The following is a 23,629-nucleotide window of genomic DNA, read 5'->3' as shown; positions in this document are numbered from 1 at the left end:
TTATCCCTTGGCTAGGCCTGTAGAATAGCAACTGCCGTTTTAACAACCCATGCCCCAACCCTGTTCACTGCCTCGTATTTTCGCCGCATGGACTTTTCTCTTACCATTGCTCCCGCTACTGAAGCGGACATTCCAGACATTGTAGCACTCGTCAATAGCGCATATAGGGGCGACGTATCTCGCCAGGGCTGGACCACCGAAGCCCATTTGCTCGATGGCCAGCGCACGGATGCTGAGGATATACGGGACTTGCTAACCGGCCCCGGTGGCGCCATTCTACAGGCCCGTAACGAGGCTGGGCAACTAGTAGGCAGTGTATATGTGAAGGAGCAGCAGCCCGACTTGTACATGGGCATGCTTTCCGTATCACCTGCTCACCAAGGCACTGGCCTAGGCAAACGCCTGATGGCCGCCGTGGAAGAGCACGCACGGCAAGTAGGCTGCACCAGCCTGCTCATTTCGGTTATTTCGGTTCGTGATGAGCTGCTGGCTTGGTACGAGCGCCACGGCTTCCGGCGCACCGGCGAAACCATTGCCTTTCCCACTGATACGCGCTTCGGGATTCCCAAGCAACCCCTGAAGTTGCTGCTGTTGCGGAAGGAGCTGTAAGATCTACTGGCACTCCTGGAAAACAACAGGGCCAGTTTTAGCAATCACGGTGCTCCTGCCGGGCGCCGTGTTACGATGTAAATAGAAATAACAGGTTATGGGGCGCTTTAATAGAGCATTATGCCGGATAGCAGCCATCGGATAGCTAAGGATGAGCGTATCTCGTTTCGCCTTTACTGTTACTTCGCCTACCCTACCGTCAGAGAAGGTCATGCCTTGTCGGGTGCTTTGAAATTTGATTGATACGGCAAACCCATATTCAGCCTGTACTGTGTCTGCAATACGATAGGCCAGTTTAGCCTTTATCACAGACTGTGCAGTAAGTGCAGTGCAAGGCGGCTGGTAGAGCTTGAGTAATTCAATACGACTACCCTCAGCGCCTTGATCAACAGCCGGCGTAGTGAAGGCGCTTATGCCACTAAGAGTCAGTCCCGCAGCTAAGAGGTATATGTTCTTTTTCATTAAACGTATAAAACGAGGTAAGGTGTGCTAATAAATTGGCCTAAGCTTAACTTTAAAAGCTTGTCTAATTCATGGGCTGTGAAGATAGCAACAAGAAAATGCCCAGGTAAAGCCTGCACTGGGTAAACAGGATTTGCTGGGGTGGCTGCTCCTTCCGTTCAAACTCCTAAACGCATACCTTTGCAGAACCAAAAACAGCAGCGGCCCTGATTTTTGTCAGTTTTTGGCGGAGCTTCCCGGCGGAAGTTTGCCCTGAACTCCTCTTCCGCTGTTATGATAACCATGTCTGTTTCCGAACCTACTCTTTTCCCCACGGCCAGCGCTGCGCCCACTTTTCGCCAGAGCGTAGAGGCCTGGATGCGCCACTTTCAGGATTGGCTGTGCCAGCAGATTGAAGCTGCCGATGGCCTAGGCCACTTCCAGGAGGATGCCTGGCAGCACCACAGCGGTGGCGGCGGCCGGAGCCGCGTATTGGCCGGCGGACGAGTTATCGAAAAGGGAGGCGTAAACTTCTCGGCCGTGGAAGGCACCATGAGTGAGCAGGCTGCCCGCGTATTGCTCATGCCCAACCCCAATTACTTTGCCACGGGCGTATCAGTGGTGCAGCACCCGCGCAGTCCCCGCGTGCCTATCTCGCACATGAATGTGCGCTACTTTGAGGCGGGCAACGGCGAAGCGTGGTTTGGCGGTGGCCTAGACCTAACCCCCATCTACGTAGATGAAGACCAGTCGCGCTGGTTTCATGAGCAAATTGCGGAGGCATGTGCCCAGCACGACGCCACGTATTACACGCGGTTCAAAGCCTGGGCCGATGAGTATTTTTTCCTCCCGCACCGCCAGGAAACTCGTGGTGTAGGTGGTATCTTCTTCGACCGCCTCACCGTAGGAAAAGACGGCGACCGGGACAGTCTGTTTGCCTTTGTGCAAGCCGTAGGCGAAGTGTATGGCCGTACCTACACGCACCTGATGCGCCAGAACGCCGACCTGCCCTTTACCGAGCGGGAAAAGCAGTGGCAACTCGTGCGCCGCGGGCGCTACGCTGAGTTTAACCTCGCCATTGACCGCGGCACTCGTTTCGGCCTCGAAACTGGTGGCCGCACCGAAAGCATTTTAATGAGCCTCCCGCCTCAGGCTGAGTGGCACTATAACCTCCAACCTGAACCCGGCTCGCCCGAAGAAGCCACTCAACAGTGGCTGCGCAAGGGCATCGACTGGGTTACCGCCCCGTCTGTTCCCTCTTGATCGAATACCTGCAAACCCTCGACCGTCACCTGCTGGTGGCGGCTAATACCCACCATACACGCAGCCTCGACGCCTGGATGATTTTCTTCTCGGAGCGGCTGGTGTGGTTTCCGGCGTACTTTGTGCTGCTGGTAATACTTGGCTACCTCTACCGGCGCCGGGCCTTTCTGCTACTGCCGCTGCTAGGCCTGAGTGTTGCGTTGGCTGACATCATTTCCAGCCGGTTCTTTAAGCCTTACTTCGCCCGTTTGCGCCCCTGCCATGACCCGCAGCTTTCTGCGGTGCTAAATCTGGCAAATGGGTGCGGCGGGCAGTTTGGCTTTATCTCCTCGCACGCAGCAAATGCCTTTTCGCTGGCAATGTTTATTGCGCTGGTGCTCCCCCGCCGCTTCCGCTTAGCCAAAATTCTGCTATTTCTGTGGGCGTCTCTGGTAAGCTACAGCCGCATGTATCTGGCCGCGCACTTCCCTTCTGATGTGCTAGCCGGAGCACTGCTCGGGAGCCTATTGGCCTGGGGCAGCGCCACTCTATTTAAGAAAGGAGCTGAATACTGGTGGCCTACAGTGTTAGCTTAGCTCTTAGCTAGAATTAAAAAGCCATCCTCAAACACAGAACGAGGTCCTAGCAACTGCTACGACCTCGTTCTGTGTTTGAGGATGGCTCAGTGGAAGGTTACTTCTTTTTGGCGGGGGTAGCCCGACTGCCAGTGTGGCCGTCGCCCCGGTCACCTTGGCCAGGAGCGCTAGTCACTTTCGAGTTCTTACGGTCATCTCGGGAGAGGGAACGATGCAGGTCATCTACCTTCGTAAATTCCCCTTTCTCATTGCGGCGCACGTAGCGCTTATCGCCTTCGGTTGGTTCTATTAATTCGCGTTTAGACATAGCTCAGGAGCAATTTGGTGGATACTGCTGCTACGAAGCTTACTACCAACGCGTTGCCAGTGCCATGTTCTCTGCTACCGGCCTAGCAGCTTCGCCACGTACTTGCCCACAATATCAAACTCCAAATTCACCTGGTCGCCGGGCCGAAGGTCTTGGAACGTGGTGTGCTCATACGTGTACGGAATGATGGCTACCGAGAATCCGTCGTCGGTGCTGTTGAAGCAGGTTAGGCTGGTGCCGTTGATGCAGATAGAGCCTTTTTCCACGGTGACGCGGCCGGGGCCGGCCTCGTGGCGGAACCGGTACAGCCACGAGCCATTCTGATCCTCCACTGACTCACACACGGCCGTCAGATCCACGTGGCCCTGCACGATATGGCCGTCAAAACGCCCGTTGGCAGCCAAGCACCGCTCCAGGTTCACGCGGCGGCCCGGCTGCCACTGGTTCAGGTTGGTCTTTTGTAGGGTTTCATCAATGGCGGTTACTACGTGCGTATTAGCGTGGCCGTCTACGGCCACCACGGTTAGGCACACGCCATCATGAGCCACACTCTGGTCGATTCTGAGTTCCTGCGCAAATGCCGACGAAACGGTAAAGTGTATGTTGGTACCCTCGCGGCGCACATCCTGAATGGTACCCAGGGTTTCTATGATTCCAGTGAACATGTTATCTGTGAGCAATGAATAATTAGCATTGAACAAGTAAGAAGGTATTTTGGTAGCTCCGCAGCGCATTATTATTCATTGCTCTAACTACCTGTTGAAGGTAAAGCTTATTTACCCCGGCCTTCAATGATGATTTTAAGGGTGTAGAGCAACACCCGAAAGTCCATGGAAAGGCTCATGTTTTCGATGTAGAGAATATCGAATTTAAGTCGCTCTACCATTTGAGCTACCGTTTCGGCGTAGCCATATTTTACCTGGCCTAGGCTAGTGAGGCCAGGTCGCACGCGGTGCAGGTGACGATAATGGGGCGCCACTCGCATGATCTGATCAATAAAGAACTGGCGCTCGGGGCGTGGGCCTACGATGCTCATGTCGCCCTTGATGACGTTCCAAAACTGGGGAAGCTCATCGAGGCGAACTTTGCGCATGAACCGTCCCCAGGGCGTAATGCGCGGGTCGTGGTCGGAGCTGAGGGCTGGGCCCTGCTTTTCCGCATCCACGTACATTGAGCGGAACTTGTAGATGCGGAATGGGTGGCCGTAGCGGCCAATGCGCTCCTGCGAGTAAAAGATGGGCCCGGGTGAGGAGAGCTTCACCATCACGGCCGTAAATGCATACACGGGCCAGGCCAGCAGCAGAAATAGCACGGAGGCTACTACGTCTACCGCCCGCTTCGATACCTGCTGCCACACGGGCAACAGGTCCTGCTTGATTTCAATGAGTGGAGTCCCAAAAACGTGGGTTACTTTCACCGAGCCCAGTAGCATCTGATAAAGGTCGGGCAGGATGCTCACACGCGAGGGTGTGCCTTCCAATAAAGATAAAATCTCTTCGGTAAGGCGGTGCTCAGCGGGCTCTATTGCAATAATAACCTGCTCAATGTGCATGGCCCGAATTAGGGCGGGCAATCGGCGATACGTACCCCGGGCCGGCAACACGGCAGCCAGCTCCGGATCAACAGTTTCGCTGGTAGGCACAAAACCCACAATCTTGAGGCCCAAGTGGCGCCCCGTACGACGCAGCTCCTGGTACGTGTCGCGGGCCAGGGCATTGGAGCCTACTAGAAGCGTATTAAAGCTAATTACACCGCCGCGCACTAGGCGCTGTACGCTCGTTACGGCCCAGGTACGCAGCACCGCCGTAACGGTAAAGTGAATCATAAAATAAGAGGGGAACGTCAGGTAGTAAGCCTGATAATTCCGAACCCCTTCATCATCTAGGAGCAGGGCGAAGAATATAACCACTGCCCCAAGGAAGGATACGCGGCCCAACCGGATGATTTCAGCTAGGCGTGATTTGCGAAAGATGTCCCGGTACTCGCCAATTAGGGCATACAAAGTGGTCCAGAAAGTCGCAATCATAAGGGCCGAGCCCGTTAGAAAGAAGAGCGCCCCCTCGGTGAAGTGATACGTCTCCGTAATTTCCTGAAGCAGGTACTTACGCACTAAAAAAAAGCAAACCCATGCCAATAAAGCGGCCAGAAAGTCGGCAGCTATCAGCTTCAGTTTTTGGAAGGTGCGGATCAAGAGGGTACTAGCTGACTGGTTGCGAGGTGGAGAAGAGCGGTTTTATGGCCACGAAGCTGTAGTTTCGTGCTTTATTTTGGCTTTACAAGCTCCCTTGGGCCTGTTTCAAAGCCGAGCAAAGGTAGGGATTAGCCGCATTTCGCAGACAAGGTCTGGTTTGCGCGAGGCTCCTACCGCCTTTCCTACGCTCATGCATACTGATAGCTATCGGCACCGTGGCCTGCGCCGCACCCTCGTGGAAGAGCTTCGCCGCAAAGGCATCCGCAACGAGCGGGTACTGGCAGCCATTGGCACCATACCGCGCCACCTGTTTTTTGACCCAGCCTTTCAGGCCCACGCCTACCAAGACAAGGCCTTTCCCATTGGCGAGGGCCAGACCATTTCGCAGCCATACACGGTGGCCTACCAAACCGAGTTGCTTAACCTGCACCCCCAAGATCGGGTACTGGAAATCGGTACCGGCTCGGGCTACCAGTGCTGCGTGCTGCTGGAGCTAACGCCACACGTGTGTAGCATTGAATACCAGCCCGTGCTATTTGAGCGTACACGCAAGCGTATGGCGGCCCTGCATCGTTCGGCACATCTGTTTTGCGGCGATGGTTCTCTAGGCCTCCCCCAGCACGCACCCTTCGATAAAATTCTGGTTACAGCCGGTTCCCCTACTATTCCTCGCCCACTGCTGCGGCAACTACGGGTGGGTGGGGCCTTGGTTATTCCAGTTGGAGATGCGCACACGCAACGGATGATGCGCGTGGTGCGCGAGAGTGAAGAGGAGTTTTCCAGACAGGTATTTGAGGAATTTCGCTTTGTGCCGTTGCTAGGCCAGGCCGGCTGGAATGAATAAGACCCTGGCATGAATTAGAAGTGGTGCGTAGGCCTATATTGCCAGGACAATTACTTCTTATTCAGCTACATCTTATGCTTCGAGACAGTATCCTCCTCCTTGCACTACTGTGCCTTTCTGCTACAACTGTAAATGCACAAACAAAACCACCTTGCCAACTTGGTGTATTACTGGGAAAGGCAACACGCAACTTCATCGTAGCTCATCCTCAATCACTTACCAGTGCCGCCCTACTGTATGAGCAAGCTAAGTATACGAACGACCAACCCGTAAATGAGTATGAGCGGCTGTTGGGCCGCCTTTCCCCCGATGTTCAGGCTAGTGCTCAGGGGCAGGCTGTGGCACGCCGGTTGGAGGCCTTACGCAAGCAGCCCCAAGTGGGGCACCTACTCCCCAATTTTACTATGCCCGACACGGCCGGGGTAGCTGTATCGTTGGGGCAATTTCGGGGCAATACGTACTCCTCGATTTCTGGGGGCACTGGTGCGGCCCTTGTATCAGTTCAATGCCGCATCTCAAGCAACTCCAGGCGCAATATGCTCGGCAACTAGCCATAATAGGCATCGGCATGGAAGCCTTACCAGACAAGGCCCTCTGGCTAAGAGCAATCCGCAAACACCAGCTTACCTGGACTCAACTCTCAGAGCTCAAATCAGATAAAGGCGTTATTGAGCAATTGAATGTAGAACAGTTTCCAACCTATATGTTGCTTGACAAGCACGGCCGTCTGGTGGTCATGACCTCCTCGCTAGGCCCCATTGAAGACAAACTAAAAGGCCTGATCACTGCCCCTTAAGCTCAGCAGGTGCGGAAATGGTGCACGCCGGGCGGCTCGTCGCTATCTTTACGGCTCAATTGCCAATCCATACTCTGTCGCACAATGCGCAAACAAAAGCCCGTTCAAGAATCCTTCGTAAGCATGACCGAGTTGGTTCTGCCCAACGATACCAATACGCTCAACAACCTGATGGGCGGCCGCATGATGCACTTGATGGATATTGCCGCCGCAGTATCGGCACAGCGGCACAGCAACCGCATTGTAGTTACGGCCTCCGTCGATAATGTATCGTTCCGGGAAGGCATTCGTTTGGGTAGCGTGGTAACGCTGGAAGCAAAGGTCACGCGGGCCTTCAGCTCATCAATGGAAGTGCACATTGATGTGTGGGCGGAAGACATTCCTAGCGGCACAAAAGTCAAATCTAACGAGGCCTTCTTCACCTTCGTGGCAGTAGACCAGTCGGGCCGGCCCATTGACGTGCCCGATGCTCTGCCCGAGACGCCCACTGAGCAGGAACTATACGAGGGAGCTCTGCGCCGCCGCCAACTGCGCTTGGTGTTGGCTGGCCGCCTTAAGCCATCTGAGGCTACGGAACTGAAAGCCCTGTTCGATTTAGCTTAATTGGCCTAGAGATGTAGGCCACCTCTTGCTTATACCTCTCCACCCACTCAGCTCTGTGCCAGACCTATGAACCCTGCCGCTGATCTTGCCTTCTTTCAGAATCTCTATAATGGAGTTTCGCTTTACGTGGTGCCAGAGCATACTACAGCGGCGGCTTCTGTGGAGGTGCCCCCCCCTACTGAGGCGGCAGCCAGCGCCCTCCCAGTTGCTCAGGTGCTAAGTGAGGCATTGCCCACGCCGGCTGCACCAGAACAGCCCACTCCAGTAGCCGCGGCACCAGTGCCGGCAGCAGTGCCTCAGCCCGCCATTGCTCCTAGCGTCGCGTCAGCACCTGCGGCCCCGCCCACGCCGGTGGCCGCAAAATTACCTTCGCTGGCAAACCTCAAGGCGCAGTCACCCCCACCTGCCCCGCCGGTTGCATCGCCCGCTCCTGTACGGGAGCCAGTTGTGCCTACCCTAGCGCAGCTACCGGCCGCCGCGGCGGCTCCGGCGGGCCGGGTACAGCCCACCCCAACTCAGTCACCGGTTGCGCACATTCCCTTCTCCACGCTGGGCAGCAACCCCAACGGCCTCATTATTCTGGTGCGCTTGCCGGAGACAGAATTCCGGAAACTTCCCCGCAACGTATTTCTCAACAACATTCTGAAGGCCATTCGCCTCATTGTGGAGGACGTAGTGCTCGTAAACGTGGAGCACCCCAGCTATCCAGTGGCCCTGTGCACGCTTCGGCAGGCGCTGGGGGCGCGGCAGTTCATAGCATTTGGCAAAAACCTGCTGGATGTAGCGGTGTATACCACGCAGCCCTACGAGCCCGTGCTACTTTTCGGCGACACGGCCTTTTTGGGAGCCAGTGAAATCAGCATGCTAGAGTATGACGCTGGCCGTAAGAAGCAGCTCTGGCAAGCTATGCAGCGTATGTTCTTGTAACTGATACAGCCATAAAAAAAGCCGTTCATCTTGAGATGAACGGCTTTTTTTATGGCTGTATCTGTAGTGCTAGGCCTCTATTTGAGGACAGTAGCCAGCTTGGCGGAAAGGGCATCACCGCGTAAATTCTTGCCGATAATGCGCCCCTGAGGGTCGAGCAGAAAAGAAGCTGGAATGGATTTGATACCATAGCTCTGACCAGCGGCACTTTCCCACCCCTTCAGATCGGAAACGTGAGTCCAGGTTAAGCCATCAGCCTGAATGGCTTTCAGCCATTTGTCGCGGTCTTGGTCAAAGCTTACGCTATAAATCTCGAAGCCTTTGTCCTTGAATTTGTTATAGGCTTTCACCACGTTGGGGTTCTCCTGCCGGCACGGCCGGCACCAGGAAGCCCAGAAATCGATCAAAACATACTTGCCGCGCAGGCTGGTGAGCGTCACGGGCTTGCCATCGGGAGCCGTTAGGCTGATTTCCGGAGCCTGCACCCCTAGTGCGGTTGCCCGCAGAGGCTCAAGCCGGGCCACCAGGCTCTTCGTGTAGCGTGAGTCGGGCTGGGCGGTCTTGAGCTGGGTTGCCACTGAATCTGCCAGACTAAAGTTCTCTTCAGGATTCAGGATGCTCGTTACCACAAACGCCGATACAATGGAGCGCGGATTCTGACGTACCAGTTGCTGCACTGGGCGCTGGCTCTTGCTGGCCAATAGTTCCGCCTGGCTCTGAATAGCCTGCATTGAGTCGGTGCGGCCACCTTGGGCAGCGCGATTGTAGCGCTCCTCTAAACGAGGCATTGCCTGCTGCATTTGCTGCTGGCCACTCTGCAGGGCCTGGTTGATACGCTGCCACAGCTCCGAGTCAGGAGATCCTTTCACGGTGTACGAATCGCCGAGCTTTTGGGCATCCCCAGTTAATTCAACGCGGCTACCGCTGCTGAGTGCCAACAGAACTTGGTTTTTGTCGTTGGTTTTCACCTGGTAGATACCAGTCTCAGGCACTGTCCCCGTAAACGAAAACTTCCCGTTTTCTCCAATGGTGGCCGTATCGCGCGATACAAACTGAGTTTCGCCCAGCTCAGCCAGATAAATTTTGGTACCAGCCGGGGCATTCTGCAGCTGACCATTTATTTGATAGCTACCGGCAGCCGATCCGGCCGCTCCCGTGGTAGGAGTTGTGTTCTTATTGCAGGCGTTGACCATGCCTAGCAGGGCGCCCATAAACAGGAAACTCTTCATTTTGTGCATCTTCGGAGTGCGCGCCAGCTGCGGGCTGGCGTACCGTTTGGCAAAAGACAAGCGTTGAGGTGGCAAGTTGCCAATTTCCCCTCGTATTCGCGGGAAACACACCAGATTCTGTACTTGCCCGCCTACTTTTTACACATCCCATACAACCTCCACTCCTACTTCAGTTCCAGAGTGCTCCTCAGCAATTAGTCTAAAGGAATGTACTCCGAAATCTTTTGGCCCAGGGCCCGCCCACGCAGATTATAGGCTAGCACGCGGCCTTCGCGGTCTAAGAGCACTGAGTACGGAATAGAATGCACCCCGTAGGCCCTAGCTCCCACACTTTGCCATCCACGCAAATCTGAAACGTGATGCCACGCCAACTCATCCGCGGCAATGGCTTGGTGCCACCGGGCCGGGTTTACGTCCAGCGACACGCTGTAGATTTCCAATCCCCGGCTATGAAACTGCCCGTAGATTTTCTGGAGGTTTGGACTTTCGGCGCGGCATGGTCCGCACCACGAAGCCCAGAAATCAACGAGTACATATTTACCGCGCAGGCTGCTTAGAGCCAGTTTACTGCCGTTCGGCTGGGGCAGGTTTATGTCGGGCGCTTCAGTAGCACGGGGTATTGCTTTAGCAGCCGAGGTAGTAGTAGGCCGCTGACAGCTTATGCAGATTAACCAACTTGATACTCCTATAAGGATTTGGCGCTTCATTGTAATAGCAAATGTTATGTTAAAAAATATCCCACTTCTCAAATAAACAAAAAACCACCGGCTGGCTGGCTGGTGGTTTTTATAGTCAATGTAACAATGCTTACATGTCGAGCTTCTGGCGCAGCAACTGGTTAGCCAACTTAGGATCGGCCTTACCACCGGTAAGCTTCATGAGTTCACCCATGAACATACCCGTTAAAGACTTTTTACCGGCGCGATACTCGGCTACCTTAGCTGGGTTAGCATCCAGTACCTGCTGAATTTTGGCTTCCAGCTCTCCGGCATCCGACTGCTGCAACAAGCCCTGCGCTTCGGCGGCGGCAGCGGCCGTTTGCGCGGGGTTTTCCAGCAGGTACGGGAACAGCTGCTTGCTGGCTACCGAGTGGCCTACCTTGTTCTCATCAATGAGAGTAATGATATCGGCGAGGTGCTGAGGCGTCAGCGGGAACTGGTCTAGGGTAAGGGCACGCTCGTTGAGATACGCCTTTACCGGGCCAGTAACCCAGTTAGCGGCGGCCTTGGCATTTGTGGTTAAGCGGGTTAGCTCATCGAAGTACAGCGCCACGTCTTTGTCGGCGGTGAGTACGTTGGCATCGTAGTCAGACAGGCCTAGCTCACCAGTGAAGCGGGCGTAAAGCTGCTGCGGCAGGGCCGGCAGCTCAGCTTGCACGCGGTGCAGCCACTCATCACCAATGATAACCGGGGGCAGATCGGGCTCTGGGAAGTACCGGTAGTCGTTCATGGTTTCCTTGCTGCGCTGCCCGCTAGTGGTGCCAGTTTGCGCATCAAAGCCACGAGTTTCGCTATCGATTACTTCGCCGGCTTCGGCCATGGCAATCTGCCGTTCAATCTCGTACTCAATGGCGCGCTGCACGTTGCGGAAGGAGTTCATGTTCTTCACCTCCACCTTGGTGCCGAATTTATCAGCGCCCTTCAGCATCACCGAGATGTTGGCGTCGCAACGCAGCGAGCCTTCCTCCATGTTGCCGTCGCAGATGTCGAGGTACTGTACCAGCTTCTTGATCTCCGTCAGGTATGCATAGGCCTCATCGGCGTTCCGAATATCGGGCTCCGACACAATTTCAATCAGCGGCACGCCGGCGCGGTTCAGGTCTACCAGGGTTTCCACCTCGCCCGCTAAGTGCATCGACTTACCCGCGTCTTCCTCCATGTGAATGCGGGTGATGCCTATTTTCTTCGTTGAGCCATCCGAAAGGCGGATTTCAACGTGGCCATTCGTGCAGATGGGCGTTTTGTCCTGCGTAATCTGGTAGCCCTTGGGAAGGTCGGGATAGAAGTAATTTTTGCGCGCAAACAGGTTGTCACGACGAATCTGGCAGTTCGTGGCCAACCCCATTTTCATGGCGTACTCCACGGCCGTGTAGTTTACACGCGGCAGCGTGCCGGGGTGGCCTAGCGTAATAACGCTGAGGTTGTTATTAGGAAGCGCGCCATATTCATTCTCATCAGAAGAGTACATTTTGCTGCGCGTGAGCAGCTGCGCGTGTACTTCGAGGCCGATTACAGGCTGGTATTTTGACTTGATGCTTTCGTCCATACAATGCAGGGCACCCTGCCCATTGGGCAAGGTCGGAAAACTGGTTATTTAATCCGAAAGGTAAGAGGTACCGTGTAAGAAACCGCCACTGGCTCACCATCGTGCCGGCCCGGTGTAAAGGGTTTCAGCTGGCGCACAGCCGTTATGGCGGCTTCCTGTAGCTGCTGATACGCATCCGCTAGGTTTGGGGGCACGGCACCAGCAGGCGTTTTCTCAGGTCGCACATCCCGTACCTTACCGTCTTGATCTACCACAAACTTAATCTTTACGATACCATACACGCGCTGACGCAGCGCATCCTGGGGGTAGTGGGTATTGTTCATCACATCCTGTACTACGGCCTGTTGGCTACCATCACCCCTGGAGTATACGGGCATAGTTTCGAAGGGGTAATACGCGACGGGCTTGCCATCTGGCCCATAGCATTCACCGGTTACGGGCTGCCCCGGCACTATTTGGTCGCGCCGTTTCAAGGTACCGTCGGGGTAATAGGTTACTCGCTCCCCCTCCAACTTACCTACCACATAGCTTTCCTTACGCTGCAGCTGGCCACTTTCATAGAAGTACGTGGAGGTGCCATGCCGAAAGTGCTTGCGTAGATTGGCATAGAACACGTAGGAGCGCAGCTTGCCCGATGGCAAATAATATTCCCGCACGCCCCCGCTTACGCTGTCTCGGAAGGTAGTTTCAATACGGCGAGTAGCTCCTTCCTCGGAAGGCAGCTTATGATTAGTAGCATCGGTATATTCTATCTTTTTAGAAGGCACAGGCGCCTCAGATTGTTGAGCATAAGCCCCAGTGCTGGCTAGCGCTACAATGGCTGTGGCAATGCGTATTGTCATAAAATAAGGCGGTTAGTTAGTATAGAAAAGCAAAGATAGCGGGTGTAAAAAAGCAATCGGGCGCTGTTTACCAGTGCAAACAGCGCCCGATGCGATAAGGCCGAAACGCTAGTCGTTAAACACCGGAATGTAAGTTGACTGGAAGTTATTGCCGGCTTGGTTATAAGCCGTAGATAGCTTCTGGTTTTGGGAGTTATAGGTATTGATGAAGCCATTAAACTTGTCAGCCTCTGCTTTTGTGAGGCGGTCTTTGCGCTCCATCAACTCTTTCATTTGAGCGGCTTGGTTTGTGGCAAAAGCCCCGTAGAACTTCACCAGGTTTCGGGCGGCGTCGCGGTACTGAGCATCCTTGCCCCGGAACGGTGTAATGGAAGTTAACTCAGTGGCGGCGGTTTGGGCATCCTGCACCAATTGCTGGCGGGCTACCTCAAACGCGGCGGCATCTTGGGCATTTAGAGCATCGGTGAGGCGGGCGTTGGCTTTCTCAATGCGAAACTGCGCCAGATATACTTTGTGCTGATAGCTGTTCACTTCTGACACCTGCCGCATATAGTTAGCCAGACGCTTGCCCTCCGGGTCTTCTGAAATGGTCATTTTATGGCGCTGGGCAAACCGCTTTTGGGCCGCATCAACGGAATCGTTTACCACCTGCAGCTTGGCTTCGGCAATTTCTTGAAGCTTGAAATATTGCTCCATGTTAGCCACGGTGGCCGTGCGGGTAGCCGCTAGCATGTCCACGGCCTTGTAATCCTCGGAGTACACCTTCAGGAGTTGGTAGAGGGCTTCGGTAGTCTGCTCCTTAAAGCCTTTATCATCCTGAAAAGCCGGCATCTTGGCCACTTTGTTCAGCGATAGTTCCGTTTGCTTGATCAGGTCCTGGCGCTTGGCGTCAATCTTCTTCTCATTATCCGAGTGCGCCGATTTGCTGATGTAGCGCAGGTTCTTCTTGAGCATGGCCCGCTGCTCACTCACAATAAAGTTGTTGTAGGCGCCGGGGTCCGTAAAGGTCTGAGCCGAAACTGAGGTTGCTAGGCCAGTCAGCAGGCCTGCGGCAAGTAGGAAGGTAGAAATGCGCATAAGCTATTAGATATGGGTGAATGACTACTGGAAATCTAGCGAATGGTGAAAGTGACTGGCAGGCCAAACATAACGTCGGCAGCGTCGCCGTCAAGGCGTCCCGGCGTCCAGCCGCGTAGGCTGTTGACTACGCGCAACGCCTCCGCATCAAGCTGTGGGTGAACACTCTGCCGCACCCGGGCCTGCTGTACACGCCCCTGGGCATCTACCAGGAACTCCACCACTACTTTGCCCGTTACGTTTTGCCGAATAAGCGGCCGGGGATAGTTTGTACGCTTCTGAATATCCGTCAGGAGCGGCAGTAAGCCGCCCGGATACTCTGGAAAAACCAGCAGCTCCGGAGCGTTTTGCGGAGTACCATTGAGCGTGAAGCTGCCGGATTCCAAGAGCTTACCGTGCAGATACTGGCGGCGGGTTTTTACAGCTCCACTGGGGTAGTAGATAACCTGCTCTCCCTCTAACTCATCGGCTTGATACTTCTCCTGTAGTTGCACCTGCCCGTTTTCATACCACCGGGTATGCTCACCGTTAAGGGTGCCCTTTTGTAAGTCGGAAACGGCGGCCTGTTCATACATTTGCCCCGACGGGTAATACTTCTTTATAACGCCCCCTATAGTTGCAACTCGCACTGTATCGGTCCGGAACAGGAAGCCAGGTCCGAAGCCCAAAGTGTTCTTTTTAGGCTGCTGTCGGTAGAAATCGTTAAGCGACTGTCCCGGTTGCTGGGCTTCAGCGCTCTTATTAAGACCAGTAAGCAAGCCTGCAGTAATAAAAAGAATAAAAATGCGCATAGAATACGGGTAGGGTGAAAGTTAATTAATGTTGAAAGTGACTGGCACTATGAAGGAAGTTGGTACTGCCATGCCGGCTTTACGGCATGGCTCAAACCGGCCCAACCTCTTTACTACCCGCATACTCTCTGCATCTAAGCTTGGGAATACTGATTGTTTGATACGTACATTTCGTACTTGTCCAATTTCATCAACCACAAAGTACACAAGCACTTTTCCTTGCTTTCGCTGCGCGAGGGCATCTAAAGGGTAGTGTATATTCTCTCCCACGAAGCGTAATATCCCTTCCACCCCGCTTGGATACTGAGGGGCGATGGTTTCTGTATTCTGACACACCTGCCGTGCCCCCACGGTCGGCTCGCACGTGGTATTTTTGAGGGTACCGGCTACATACCCATGTTGGTGCCGGAGCTGCCCTGCTTTATCGTAGTAGAGTTGGGTTCCGTGTTGTTTCTTATTAAGCCTCTCCTCTCGCCATTGCAAATGCCCGTTTCGGTGCCAACGCGTAGTGACTTCGCTGGTATCTCCCGTTGCTAGCATATTGGTTTGTACAACTTGGCGCAGGTAGCCATCCGTCAAGCTGAAAGTGCTATCTATCCAACTCGTTATTCCGGTTGAATAGTGATCCACCACAAAGGCTACATCGCCATCGTCCACTAAAAGCTTTTGGAAGGCATGGTCTGAGTAGAAGGTTTGGCTGGGTGCGGCTTTTTGCTGGCCTACAACCGGAACGGAACTGCTAAGCAATAATGCAGTAAATAATCTCTTCATTAATAGATACTCTGAATAACCAGCTTGCTACACGTAAGCTTTCATGTTCTCAACTAATTATACAAGCAAAACGGACGTTGTGTGGTAGTGACTTCACTGCCTCACAACGCCCGCTGACGTTAGTCGGATGAACGGTCAAAAATACCGCCTCCCGCTTAAAATACAAATCTAGGCCAGCGCCTTGCTGATCAATTCCTCGGCTTTACTAATGGCAGCGCCTAGGCCACCTACGTTCTTGCCACCGGCCGTAGCGAAGAACGGCTGTCCGCCGCCTCCGCCCTGGATTTCCTTGGCCAACTCACGTACCAGGGTGCTGGCATTGAGCTTGCCGCCTTTGGAAAGCTCATCGTCGAGCATTACGGCCAACTGAGGCTTGCCGTCGATTTCAGCGCCGAGCACGGCCACCAGGTTCGGTACCGCCTGTCGCAGGTTGAAGGCCAAGGATTTGAGGCCGTCGGCGGAGGTAGCCTGCACCTGGGCGGCCAGGAAGCTCACGCCATTCAGCGGCTTTACCTGGCCTACCATCTGGTCTTTCTGCTGATTGATGCTCTGCTGCGCAAACTGCTCAATCTGCTTACGCAGGTTGGCAATTTCTTCGGTCTGCTTCTCGATGCTGGGGATGAGGTGCTGGGGGTTACCCAGGGCCTCACGCACCTGGCCTAACAGATCCAGCTGCTGGTTAACGAAGGACTCGGCGGCTTCAGCCGTTACGGCTTCAATGCGACGTACGCCCGCACCTACCGCGCTTTCCGAGGTGATTTTGAAGAAGCCTATGTCGCCGGTGGTGCGCACGTGGGTGCCACCGCAAAGCTCCACAGAAAACTCCCGGTCGAAGGTGATAACGCGCACAAACTCGCCGTACTTCTCGCCAAACAGCGCGGTTGCGCCCAGGGCTTTAGCTTCGTCAATGGGCACGTTGCGGCGCTCGTCCAGCGGGATTTGCTGACGAATGCGCTGGTTCACGATGGTTTCCACCTGCCGTAGCTGGTCGTCGGTTACCTTGGTGAAGTGGCTGAAGTCGAAGCGGAGTAGCTTTTCGTTCACCAATGAGCCTTTCTGAGCTACGTGGGTACCCACCACCTCGCGCAGGGCAGCTTGCAGCAAGTGCGTGGCCGTGTGGTTGCGGCGGATCTGGTCGCGGCGGGCGTGGTCTACCTCGGCGCTAAAGTCGGCGTCCAGGTCCTGGGGCAGATCCAGCACGGTATGCACAATAAGGTCGTTCTCCTTTTTCGTGTCGAGTACGCGCACCTTGCTTAGCGGCGACACCAGGTAACCCGTGTCACCAATCTGTCCGCCCGACTCGGCGTAGAACGGCGTCTGGTCGAGCACCACCTGGTACTCGGTTTTGCCTTTCCGGTCGGTGCGGCGGTAGCGCAGGATGCGGGCCGGGGCCTCCTCCTGGTCGTAGCCCACAAACACGGGCTGCTCTTCCGATTCCGTTACAATGGTCCAGTCGCTCTGCTCGGCCTCCTGGGCGTTGCGAGAGCGGTTTTTCTGAGCCTCCAACTCTTTCTTGAAGCCTTCCTCGTCCACCGTCAGGCCCTTTTCACGGGCAATGAGGGCAGTAAGGTCCAGCGGGAAGCCAAACGTATCGGATAGCTCGAAAGCAGTTTTGCCATCGATGCGGTTGCCGTTGGCGCGGGCGGATTCTTCCAGGGCGTCGAGGCGACGCAGGCCGTTCTCCAGCGTTTTCAGGAAGGCAATTTCCTCTTCCTCAATTACGCGCTGCACAAACTGCTGCTGCTGCTTGAGCTCGGGGAAGATGTTCGCCATCTGGTCGGCCAATACGGGTACCAGCTTGTAGAGGAAAGGCTGCTTCTGGTTCAGCGACGAGAAGGCGTAGCGCACGGCCCGGCGCAGAATACGGCGAATTACGTAGCCGGCTTTCACGTTGCTGGGCAGCTGGCCGTCGGCAATAGTGAAGCTGATGGTCCGGATGTGGTCGGCAATAACCCGGATGGCGATGTCCGTCTTCTCGTTCTCGGTTGCGGGCTGGTCGTTCACGGTGGCGGGGGCCGTGCCGTGGTACTGCAGGCCTACCTGCGAGGCAATGAACTGGATGAGCGGCTGGAATACGTCGGTGTCGTAGTTTGACTTCACCCCCGACACGGCCATCATCAAACGCTCGAAGCCCATGCCCGTATCTACGTTCTGCTGAGGCAGTTTTAGCAGCGACTTATCGGCGCGGCGCTCAAACTCCATGAACACGTTGTTCCAGATTTCCACCACTTGGGGGTGGTCGGCGTTTACCAGTTCGGCGCCGCCCTTCTGGGCTACCTCAGCCTCGTCGCGCAGGTCGATGTGGATTTCGGTGCAAGGGCCGCAGGGGCCGGTGTCGCCCATCTCCCAGAAGTTGTCCTTCTTGTTGCCGGGCAAAATGCGCTCCTCGGCCACGTACTGCCGCCACAGGTCCTGGGTCTCAGTGTCAGGACCGAGGCCGTCGCCCTTGTCACCTTCAAAATAGGTGACGTAGAGGCGGTCCTTGGGCAGCTTAAACACATCGGTAAGCAGTTCCCAGGCCCAGGCAATTGCGTCCTTCTTGAAGTAGTCACCAAACGACCAGTTGCCGAGCATCTCGAACATGGTGTGGTGGTAGGTGTCGTACCCTACCTCTTCCAGGTCGTTGTGCTTGCCCGATACGCGCAAGCATTTTTGCGTATCGGCAATGCGCTTGAATGGGGCCGGCTTGTTACCAAGGAAATAGTCCTTAAACGGGGCCATGCCCGAGTTGATGAACAGCAGCGTAGGGTCGTCCTTCACCACAATGGGCGCCGATGGCACAATGTGGTGGCCTTTGGAGGCGAAGAAATCCAGGAACTGCTGGCGGACGTGGCTGGCGGTAGGGAGTGACATGCAGGAGATATAAGACCGAGCCGCCAGATTGGCGACGGCAACAAAAATGGCTACTTTACAACTTCAGAGCCCTAAAGAACCGGGCTAGAAGGTATTTCTGCAAAGGTAGACACTTCGCTCGGAAGTCGGCGCAGCTCCGAAGGCCTTGCAGGCAGCTCATCGCTCGGCAAAACGAAGACCGCTAGCTACCGTGGGTATAGGATGAAATAAACAAAAACTGTAAGGCCTTGTAGTTTTTACTCTATACGGGCTATTCTCCCTGCTGAATTCCTTCGTAAGCCTTAGCTTGCACCTTAGTAAACTGAGCCATATACTTCAATTTACGGGTGGGTTACGACTCTCCTCCGTGCGCTTTACCTCTTCTTTATGCCATACAAAGAGCGCGACATCGAAAAGCAGTACTTTACCATTGGGGAGGTGGCTGCTCAGTTCAATGTAGCTCCCTCCCTGATTCGGTTCTGGGAGACGGAGTTTGAGGAGCTACGTCCGCGCAAGAGCAAAAAGGGCAACCGCCTCTATACCCCTCAGGATATTGACACCTTCCGGACCATCTACCACCTGGTAAAGGAGCGCGGCTACACCATCCCTGGGGCCCGCGATATGCTCAAGCAGAAAGGCCCCCAGCTCAAGGAGAAAATCGATGTGATTCAAAGCTTGGAAAAGGTGCGCGGCTTCCTGGTGCAGATGAAGAAAGAGCTGGATGCTATTGGCAAAGCTCAAGGGTAAGCTTTTTTCGCTGTCATTCTTAGCCCTTGCCCAGCAATCGGCAACCAGGTATTCGACTCAAGCCTCTATTTAATTTGACTATTCAAGGCAGCAGTACAGGTTCTTTATACATTATCCTATGCCTATTGTTACCTCCGACGACACTGTACTTTACGAAATTGCCCTAACGCTCTTCCCTAACATCGGGCCGCAGCTAACGCGGCAGTTAATGAGCTACGGGGGCTCGGCTAAGAACGTGTTGCACCTGCCGCCGGGCAAGCTGCGCAAGATTCCGGGCGTTGGGCCGGCAACGGTGGCTATCCTGACTGGCCTAGAGCGCACAAAGGCGCTGAAGCAGGCCGAGGACAGCTTGCGCAAAGCCGAGAAGGAAGGCGTACAGATACTATTCTACACCAGCAAGCGGTTTCCGGCGCGCCTCAAGCAACTGCCCGATGCGCCCGTGCTGCTTTACTACCAGGGCACCGCCGACCTGAACCACCCCAAAACCGTAGCCATTGTGGGCACTCGCCAAGCCACCGACTACGGCCGCGAGCAGACCGAGCGACTAGTGAAGGGCTTTGTAGCGCACCGCCCTCTGGTAGTGAGCGGACTGGCCTACGGCATTGACATTGCCGCCCACCGCGCGGCCCTGCAGGAGGGCTTAGAAACGGTGGGTGTGATGGCCACTGGCCTAGATGTGCTCTATCCGGCCGCTCACCGCAAAACGGCGGAGAAAATGCTCACCCAAGGAGGCCTGCTAACCGAATTTCCCTTCGGCACGCAGCCCGACAAGTATAACTTTCCCTCCCGTAACAGAATTATTGCTGGTCTGTCCGATGGCACTGTGGTAGTAGAAGCCGCCCGCAAAGGCGGTGCCCTCATTACCGCCGATCTGGCCCACGGCTACGACCGGGATGTGTTGGCCGTGCCTGGGCCACTGGGCTCCCCTGCTTCAGAAGGCTGCCATGAACTGATTAAGACCAACCGGGCGGCGCTTTACTCTGAGCCCAAAGACCTGGAACAATTACTGAACTGGGATGCCGCTTTACAGTTAAATGGCAAGTTCAAAGGGCCAACCACATTTAACCCAGCCGACTTCAGTACCGAAGAGTTTCATATTATTGAAGTACTGCAGGCAGTGAAGGAAGAGCATATGGACACCATCGCCTGGAAAACGCAATTGCCGGTCCATCAAGTGGCCTCCCTGCTGTTAGGCCTAGAGTTTCGGAGCGTGGTGAAGGCGCTGCCAGGCAAACGGTTTGTGCTGAATTGAGAAGTAGCCAAGCACCTTGCCCGAGCTTTTGGTTAACGTATCTTTTCGTAACCAAATCAACTGTTTTAATCTTTCACTCCTCTCTAATCGCCACATCTAGCGCATGACCTCCGGTTCAGAATTTCTGCTCTACAACGGTCAGTTACTGCCGGCGGCAGAATTTGCGCTGCCACTGCCCAACCGAGGCTTGTTCTTTAACGATGGGTTCTTTGAGACACTGGTGTGGGCTGAAACTGGCCTACGTTACCACCAGCAACACCAAGAGCGTTTAGAGCGGGCGGCGAGGGTGCTGGGCCTGACCTTACCGGACGCACTAGCTACTCCTCACTCCTTGAGCCAAACTCTAGGCCAGTTGGCATCAGCCAACGCACTGCCCCAAGCCCGGATACGCCTGCAGTTATGGCGACAGGGAGCTGGCCTCTACGCTCCTACCACCTCCGGCTGCGACTGGCTGGTCACATGCCAGCCTTTTTCCGCATTCGATGCGCCCATTGCCCGAGCCGATTTTGCCCAAACGGTGCACACGCACTTCTCAGCATTTTCTTTCTGCAAAGGCCCCAATGCCCTCACCTACGTGCGGGCAGCACAAGAGCGCGCTGAGCGTCAGCTAGACGAAGTTTTCCTCCTTTCAGCGCAAGGTTACGTAGCGGAAGCCGTTTCCTCGGCAGTAGCTTGGGTTAAGGAGGAGGCTATCTATACTCCTGCCCCTGAGGCCGGCGGGGTTTCCGGCGTGCGGCTCGCGCATTTACGCACAGTGGCGCAAGGCCTAGGCCTCTCTTGGCACACTGGCTTGTATAGCCCTGCTGAACTTCTGGCTGCCGAAGCAATATGGACAGCTAATGTGGCAGGCATCCGAGCAGTAGAGGAACTAGCGGGAGTTACCTACGCTTCCTCGGCACACCCCGTATTACGGCAGCTTCTAGCCGCTGAAAAATAGTACCAATTAAAAAGCGCATCCAAATGGATGCGCTTTTTGATTTACCAGATTATAGCCAGCTACTTAGCCAGGAGGTACTCGCCGGCGCATACGGCGCCAACTTTCTTCGTACTCAGCCAAATCCGTTTCTGTCACATTATTAATTCGCAGTATTTCAGCGCGATTAACAGGACTATTGGCAATAGAATATAGCGCAATCCAGGCACGGTGGCGAAGAGGCAGTTGAGGTACAGTGTGCGATTTGGAGGCAATAGGGATCATAGGAGCTTATACGAAGCTACACTATTAATTAGATTTTATCTTGATTATTTAATTTTACCACTACACAATAACTTACTATAAATAATTAACATACAACATGTTACTAATACTACAGCCACATAAATACAATACAAAATTTATAAATAATGCAATTTTTCCTTTTTAATATATAACAAGGTTATTTAACTCAATTCACTGATGTTACCTGTAATAGTAAATTTCCTAGCCCTGAAGAAGGGCTAATTTCATAGCATCAAAAGCCATATCACCGCAAAAGACAAAAACCAACTACCAATTTACTCGACCTCATTAAGCTAACAGTTCTCCATACTGATGAGCTTACACTAACCATCACTACTAGCTGATCAATAAGCTGTTAGTCATCTCAGGCTTATTGCCGTTTGGCTTATTCCTGGGTAGTCATAGAATTCGATTTATGTTTAGAATATTAAGAAGTCTGCCATACTATCTATATGCTGAGTCAGTACATGAAAAGGCCTTCCAGCATCTGTGCGAAAGGTATCGGCAGTTACTGGAAGGCCCTCAACGTATTTTACACGCCGACCTTGGTGAATCAGGCGAGTACTTTAAACAGCCACTGGCGCCTTGATGGCGGGATATGGTTCGTAGTTCTCCAAGGTAAAATCTTCGAATTGAAAGGCGAATATGTCGTTCACCGCAGGATTGAGACGCATCTGAGGCAAGGGCCGCGGCTCTCGGGTGAGCTGCAGGCGGGCCTGCTCTAGGTGGTTACTGTAGAGGTGAGTATCACCGCCGGTCCAGATGAATTCACCGGGCTCTAGGCCAGTAACCTGTGCTAGCATCAGCGTAAGCAGGGCGTAGCTGGCAATGTTGAAGGGCACCCCAAGGAACACATCAGCGGAGCGCTGGTAGAGCTGGCAAGAAAGGCGGCCATCGGCTACGTAGAACTGCACCAGGGCGTGGCAGGGCTGCAGCTTCATCAGGGGCAAGTCGGCTACATTCCAGGCAGAGATGAGGATGCGGCGCGAATCGGGCTGCTCACGCAGTTGGCGAACCACTTCGCTGATCTGGTCGATGGTGCCCCCGTGGCCGTCGGGCCATGCGCGCCACTGGCTGCCATACACGGGGCCCAGCTCGCCGTTTTCGTCGGCCCATTCATCCCAGATGCTCACCCCGTGCTCCTTTAGGTAAGCAATATTGGTGTCGCCGCGCAGAAACCACAGCAGCTCGTGGATAATGCTGCGCAGGTGCACTTTCTTGGTGGTAACCAGTGGAAAGCCCTCCTGCAGATTAAAGCGCATCTGGTAGCCAAATACCGAGAGCGTACCAGTGCCGGTACGGTCGGTTTTTTGAGTGCCGTGGTCAAGAATATGGCGAACGAGGTCGAGGTATTGATGCATGAGTTGAGAGCTAGAGAAGGCAAAACGAGCCACGGGCATAAGCCGGCACCTCGCAGTATCGAGTCAAAAATAGGAAAACCTGGCGGCTGAACCAGCCAGTGCTGCCGCCGCGGGGGTATGCGGGAGGTTATGGGCCTGCGCCCCGAACTGTTGAGCTTGCTGCAGGCCTAGGCCATACCGGTTCACTTAAAGAAGCTTACCCGCACTAGCTGGGCAAAAAGCTTTTCAGAAACTACTTTATAATAGCATCTTTAGGCCATCAATAGCTATACAATGAATATTTCTAAACCAGTGTACCTGCTTGTAGTGCTGCTGCTCACCGCTTTGAGTAGCCACGCGCAGTCAAAAACTGGTTCTGCGCCAGCTGAGCCGCCCCAGCAGCAAATGACGGTGCAGGTCACTCTGCCAACAGTGGTGGCAGTATTAAGTGACTACGCCCGAGGCATCTTTTCCAGCAACCCCGACAAGCTCAAAACCTTGACATCTAAGCGCAAGTCTCGCACCAGCAACCCCGTTGTTGAATTCACCATTGATTTGCCCAAGGGCTGGGGTAAGAAGCGTGACAAAGGCGATGACAAGAACTAACTCCCACAGGCCTCTTGGCTCGCTTACTGGCCTAGCCCACTACTAAGCGCATCTAACTCCTCCTGCTGCTGAACTCTCTCCTCTCCATTCCTGCCGCGCCTG

The 23,629-nt window shown here is 54.5% G+C and carries 23 protein-coding genes and 1 pseudogene; 11 read left to right on the top strand and 13 right to left on the bottom strand.

The window, feature by feature from the left end; genetic code table 11:
- The first annotated feature begins 87 nt into the window (after positions 1-87).
- Positions 88-609, top strand: a complete 522-nt coding sequence (locus tag EU557_RS10425; protein WP_135530409.1) for a GNAT family N-acetyltransferase — start codon at positions 88-90, stop codon at positions 607-609.
- A 3-nt stretch (positions 610-612) separates the two neighbouring features.
- Here EU557_RS10425 and EU557_RS10420 read toward each other — a convergent pair whose 3' ends face one another.
- Positions 613-1,071: a hypothetical protein gene (locus EU557_RS10420; RefSeq protein ID WP_135530408.1), complete on the bottom strand. Its 459-nt coding sequence runs from the start codon at positions 1,069-1,071 to the stop codon at positions 613-615.
- 282 nt (positions 1,072-1,353) lie between these two features.
- Here EU557_RS10420 and hemF point away from each other — a divergent pair, with 282 nt between their 5' ends.
- Together hemF and EU557_RS10410 are read left to right on the top strand one after the other, a co-directional pair.
- Positions 1,354-2,313 carry an oxygen-dependent coproporphyrinogen oxidase gene (gene hemF / locus EU557_RS10415; RefSeq protein ID WP_135530407.1) on the top strand — a complete coding sequence of 320 codons (960 nt, stop codon included), beginning with the start codon at positions 1,354-1,356 and terminating at the stop codon, positions 2,311-2,313.
- On the top strand, positions 2,310-2,888 hold the full coding sequence (locus tag EU557_RS10410) for a phosphatase PAP2 family protein (RefSeq protein ID WP_135530406.1): 579 nt from the start codon (positions 2,310-2,312) through the stop codon (positions 2,886-2,888). The genes hemF and EU557_RS10410 overlap by 4 nt, the downstream gene beginning before the upstream one ends.
- A gap of 97 nt (positions 2,889-2,985) precedes the next feature.
- Here EU557_RS10410 and EU557_RS10405 read toward each other — a convergent pair whose 3' ends face one another.
- From EU557_RS10405 to EU557_RS10395, 3 genes are all read right to left on the bottom strand, one after another.
- On the bottom strand, positions 2,986-3,195 hold the full coding sequence (locus EU557_RS10405; protein ID WP_135530405.1) for a hypothetical protein: 210 nt from the start codon (positions 3,193-3,195) through the stop codon (positions 2,986-2,988).
- A 74-nt stretch (positions 3,196-3,269) separates the two neighbouring features.
- On the bottom strand, positions 3,270-3,860 hold the full coding sequence (locus tag EU557_RS10400) for a riboflavin synthase (protein ID WP_135530404.1): 591 nt from the start codon (positions 3,858-3,860) through the stop codon (positions 3,270-3,272).
- 107 nt (positions 3,861-3,967) lie between these two features.
- Positions 3,968-5,386, bottom strand: coding sequence for a sugar transferase (locus EU557_RS10395; protein WP_245326231.1), 1,419 nt, complete (start codon positions 5,384-5,386; stop codon positions 3,968-3,970).
- A 190-nt stretch (positions 5,387-5,576) separates the two neighbouring features.
- Here EU557_RS10395 and EU557_RS10390 point away from each other — a divergent pair, with 190 nt between their 5' ends.
- From EU557_RS10390 to EU557_RS10375, 4 genes and pseudogenes are all read left to right on the top strand, one after another.
- A complete protein-coding gene (locus EU557_RS10390) occupies positions 5,577-6,230 on the top strand; it encodes a protein-L-isoaspartate(D-aspartate) O-methyltransferase (RefSeq protein WP_135530403.1) in 654 nt (217 codons plus the stop codon).
- Between the two features lie 424 nt (positions 6,231-6,654).
- Positions 6,655-7,026 (top strand): annotated as a pseudogene (locus tag EU557_RS10385) (TlpA family protein disulfide reductase); the annotation flags it as partial.
- An 84-nt stretch (positions 7,027-7,110) separates the two neighbouring features.
- A complete protein-coding gene (locus tag EU557_RS10380; RefSeq protein WP_135530401.1) occupies positions 7,111-7,629 on the top strand; it encodes an acyl-CoA thioesterase in 519 nt (172 codons plus the stop codon).
- Between the two features lie 66 nt (positions 7,630-7,695).
- On the top strand, positions 7,696-8,556 hold the full coding sequence (locus EU557_RS10375; RefSeq protein WP_135530400.1) for a hypothetical protein: 861 nt from the start codon (positions 7,696-7,698) through the stop codon (positions 8,554-8,556).
- Positions 8,557-8,633: 77 nt separating this feature from the next.
- Here EU557_RS10375 and EU557_RS10370 read toward each other — a convergent pair whose 3' ends face one another.
- The 8 genes from EU557_RS10370 to alaS all read right to left on the bottom strand — a co-directional run bounded on the left by EU557_RS10370 (position 8,634) and on the right by alaS (position 18,384).
- The gene (locus tag EU557_RS10370; RefSeq protein WP_135530399.1) at positions 8,634-9,785 is read right to left on the bottom strand and encodes a TlpA disulfide reductase family protein; all 1,152 of its coding nucleotides are present in this window, start codon (positions 9,783-9,785) and stop codon (positions 8,634-8,636) included.
- Between the two features lie 194 nt (positions 9,786-9,979).
- Positions 9,980-10,492 carry a TlpA family protein disulfide reductase gene (locus EU557_RS10365; protein ID WP_135530398.1) on the bottom strand — a complete coding sequence of 171 codons (513 nt, stop codon included), beginning with the start codon at positions 10,490-10,492 and terminating at the stop codon, positions 9,980-9,982.
- Between the two features lie 100 nt (positions 10,493-10,592).
- Positions 10,593-12,050, bottom strand: coding sequence for an Asp-tRNA(Asn)/Glu-tRNA(Gln) amidotransferase subunit GatB (gatB, locus tag EU557_RS10360; protein WP_135530397.1), 1,458 nt, complete (start codon positions 12,048-12,050; stop codon positions 10,593-10,595).
- A gap of 44 nt (positions 12,051-12,094) precedes the next feature.
- On the bottom strand, positions 12,095-12,892 hold the full coding sequence (locus EU557_RS10355; RefSeq protein ID WP_135530396.1) for an energy transducer TonB: 798 nt from the start codon (positions 12,890-12,892) through the stop codon (positions 12,095-12,097).
- Positions 12,893-13,000: 108 nt separating this feature from the next.
- On the bottom strand, positions 13,001-13,969 hold the full coding sequence (locus EU557_RS10350; RefSeq protein ID WP_135530395.1) for an LIC11966 family surface protein: 969 nt from the start codon (positions 13,967-13,969) through the stop codon (positions 13,001-13,003).
- 35 nt (positions 13,970-14,004) lie between these two features.
- Positions 14,005-14,760, bottom strand: coding sequence for an energy transducer TonB (locus EU557_RS10345; RefSeq protein ID WP_135530394.1), 756 nt, complete (start codon positions 14,758-14,760; stop codon positions 14,005-14,007).
- 21 nt (positions 14,761-14,781) lie between these two features.
- Positions 14,782-15,531: an energy transducer TonB gene (locus EU557_RS10340; RefSeq protein ID WP_135530393.1), complete on the bottom strand. Its 750-nt coding sequence runs from the start codon at positions 15,529-15,531 to the stop codon at positions 14,782-14,784.
- 168 nt (positions 15,532-15,699) lie between these two features.
- Complete coding sequence (alaS, locus tag EU557_RS10335; protein ID WP_135530392.1) at positions 15,700-18,384, bottom strand: alanine--tRNA ligase; 2,685 nt, start codon at positions 18,382-18,384, stop codon at positions 15,700-15,702.
- A gap of 366 nt (positions 18,385-18,750) precedes the next feature.
- Between alaS and EU557_RS10330 the strand changes: the two genes are divergently transcribed.
- The 3 genes from EU557_RS10330 (at position 18,751) to EU557_RS10320 (ending at position 21,299) form a co-directional block, all read left to right on the top strand.
- The gene (locus EU557_RS10330) at positions 18,751-19,110 is read left to right on the top strand and encodes a MerR family transcriptional regulator (RefSeq protein WP_135530391.1); all 360 of its coding nucleotides are present in this window, start codon (positions 18,751-18,753) and stop codon (positions 19,108-19,110) included.
- A 118-nt stretch (positions 19,111-19,228) separates the two neighbouring features.
- The gene (gene dprA, locus EU557_RS10325) at positions 19,229-20,362 is read left to right on the top strand and encodes a DNA-processing protein DprA (RefSeq protein ID WP_135530390.1); all 1,134 of its coding nucleotides are present in this window, start codon (positions 19,229-19,231) and stop codon (positions 20,360-20,362) included.
- A gap of 103 nt (positions 20,363-20,465) precedes the next feature.
- Positions 20,466-21,299 (top strand): aminotransferase class IV, encoded by an 834-nt coding sequence (locus tag EU557_RS10320; RefSeq protein WP_135530389.1) that lies wholly within the window; start codon positions 20,466-20,468, stop codon positions 21,297-21,299.
- A gap of 848 nt (positions 21,300-22,147) precedes the next feature.
- Here the strand turns inward: EU557_RS10320 and EU557_RS10315 are convergent.
- Positions 22,148-22,942 carry a thymidylate synthase gene (locus EU557_RS10315; protein WP_135530388.1) on the bottom strand — a complete coding sequence of 265 codons (795 nt, stop codon included), beginning with the start codon at positions 22,940-22,942 and terminating at the stop codon, positions 22,148-22,150.
- Between the two features lie 273 nt (positions 22,943-23,215).
- Here EU557_RS10315 and EU557_RS10310 point away from each other — a divergent pair, with 273 nt between their 5' ends.
- Entirely contained in the window at positions 23,216-23,527 is a 312-nt protein-coding gene (locus EU557_RS10310) for a hypothetical protein (protein ID WP_135530387.1), read from the top strand.
- Positions 23,528-23,629 lie beyond the last annotated feature (102 nt).

Source organism: Hymenobacter wooponensis (assembly GCF_004745865.1).
Lineage (GTDB): Bacteria > Bacteroidota > Bacteroidia > Cytophagales > Hymenobacteraceae > Hymenobacter > Hymenobacter wooponensis.
Note: the sequence above shows the minus strand (reverse complement) of the source record. Positions and strands in the feature narration are given on the sequence as shown.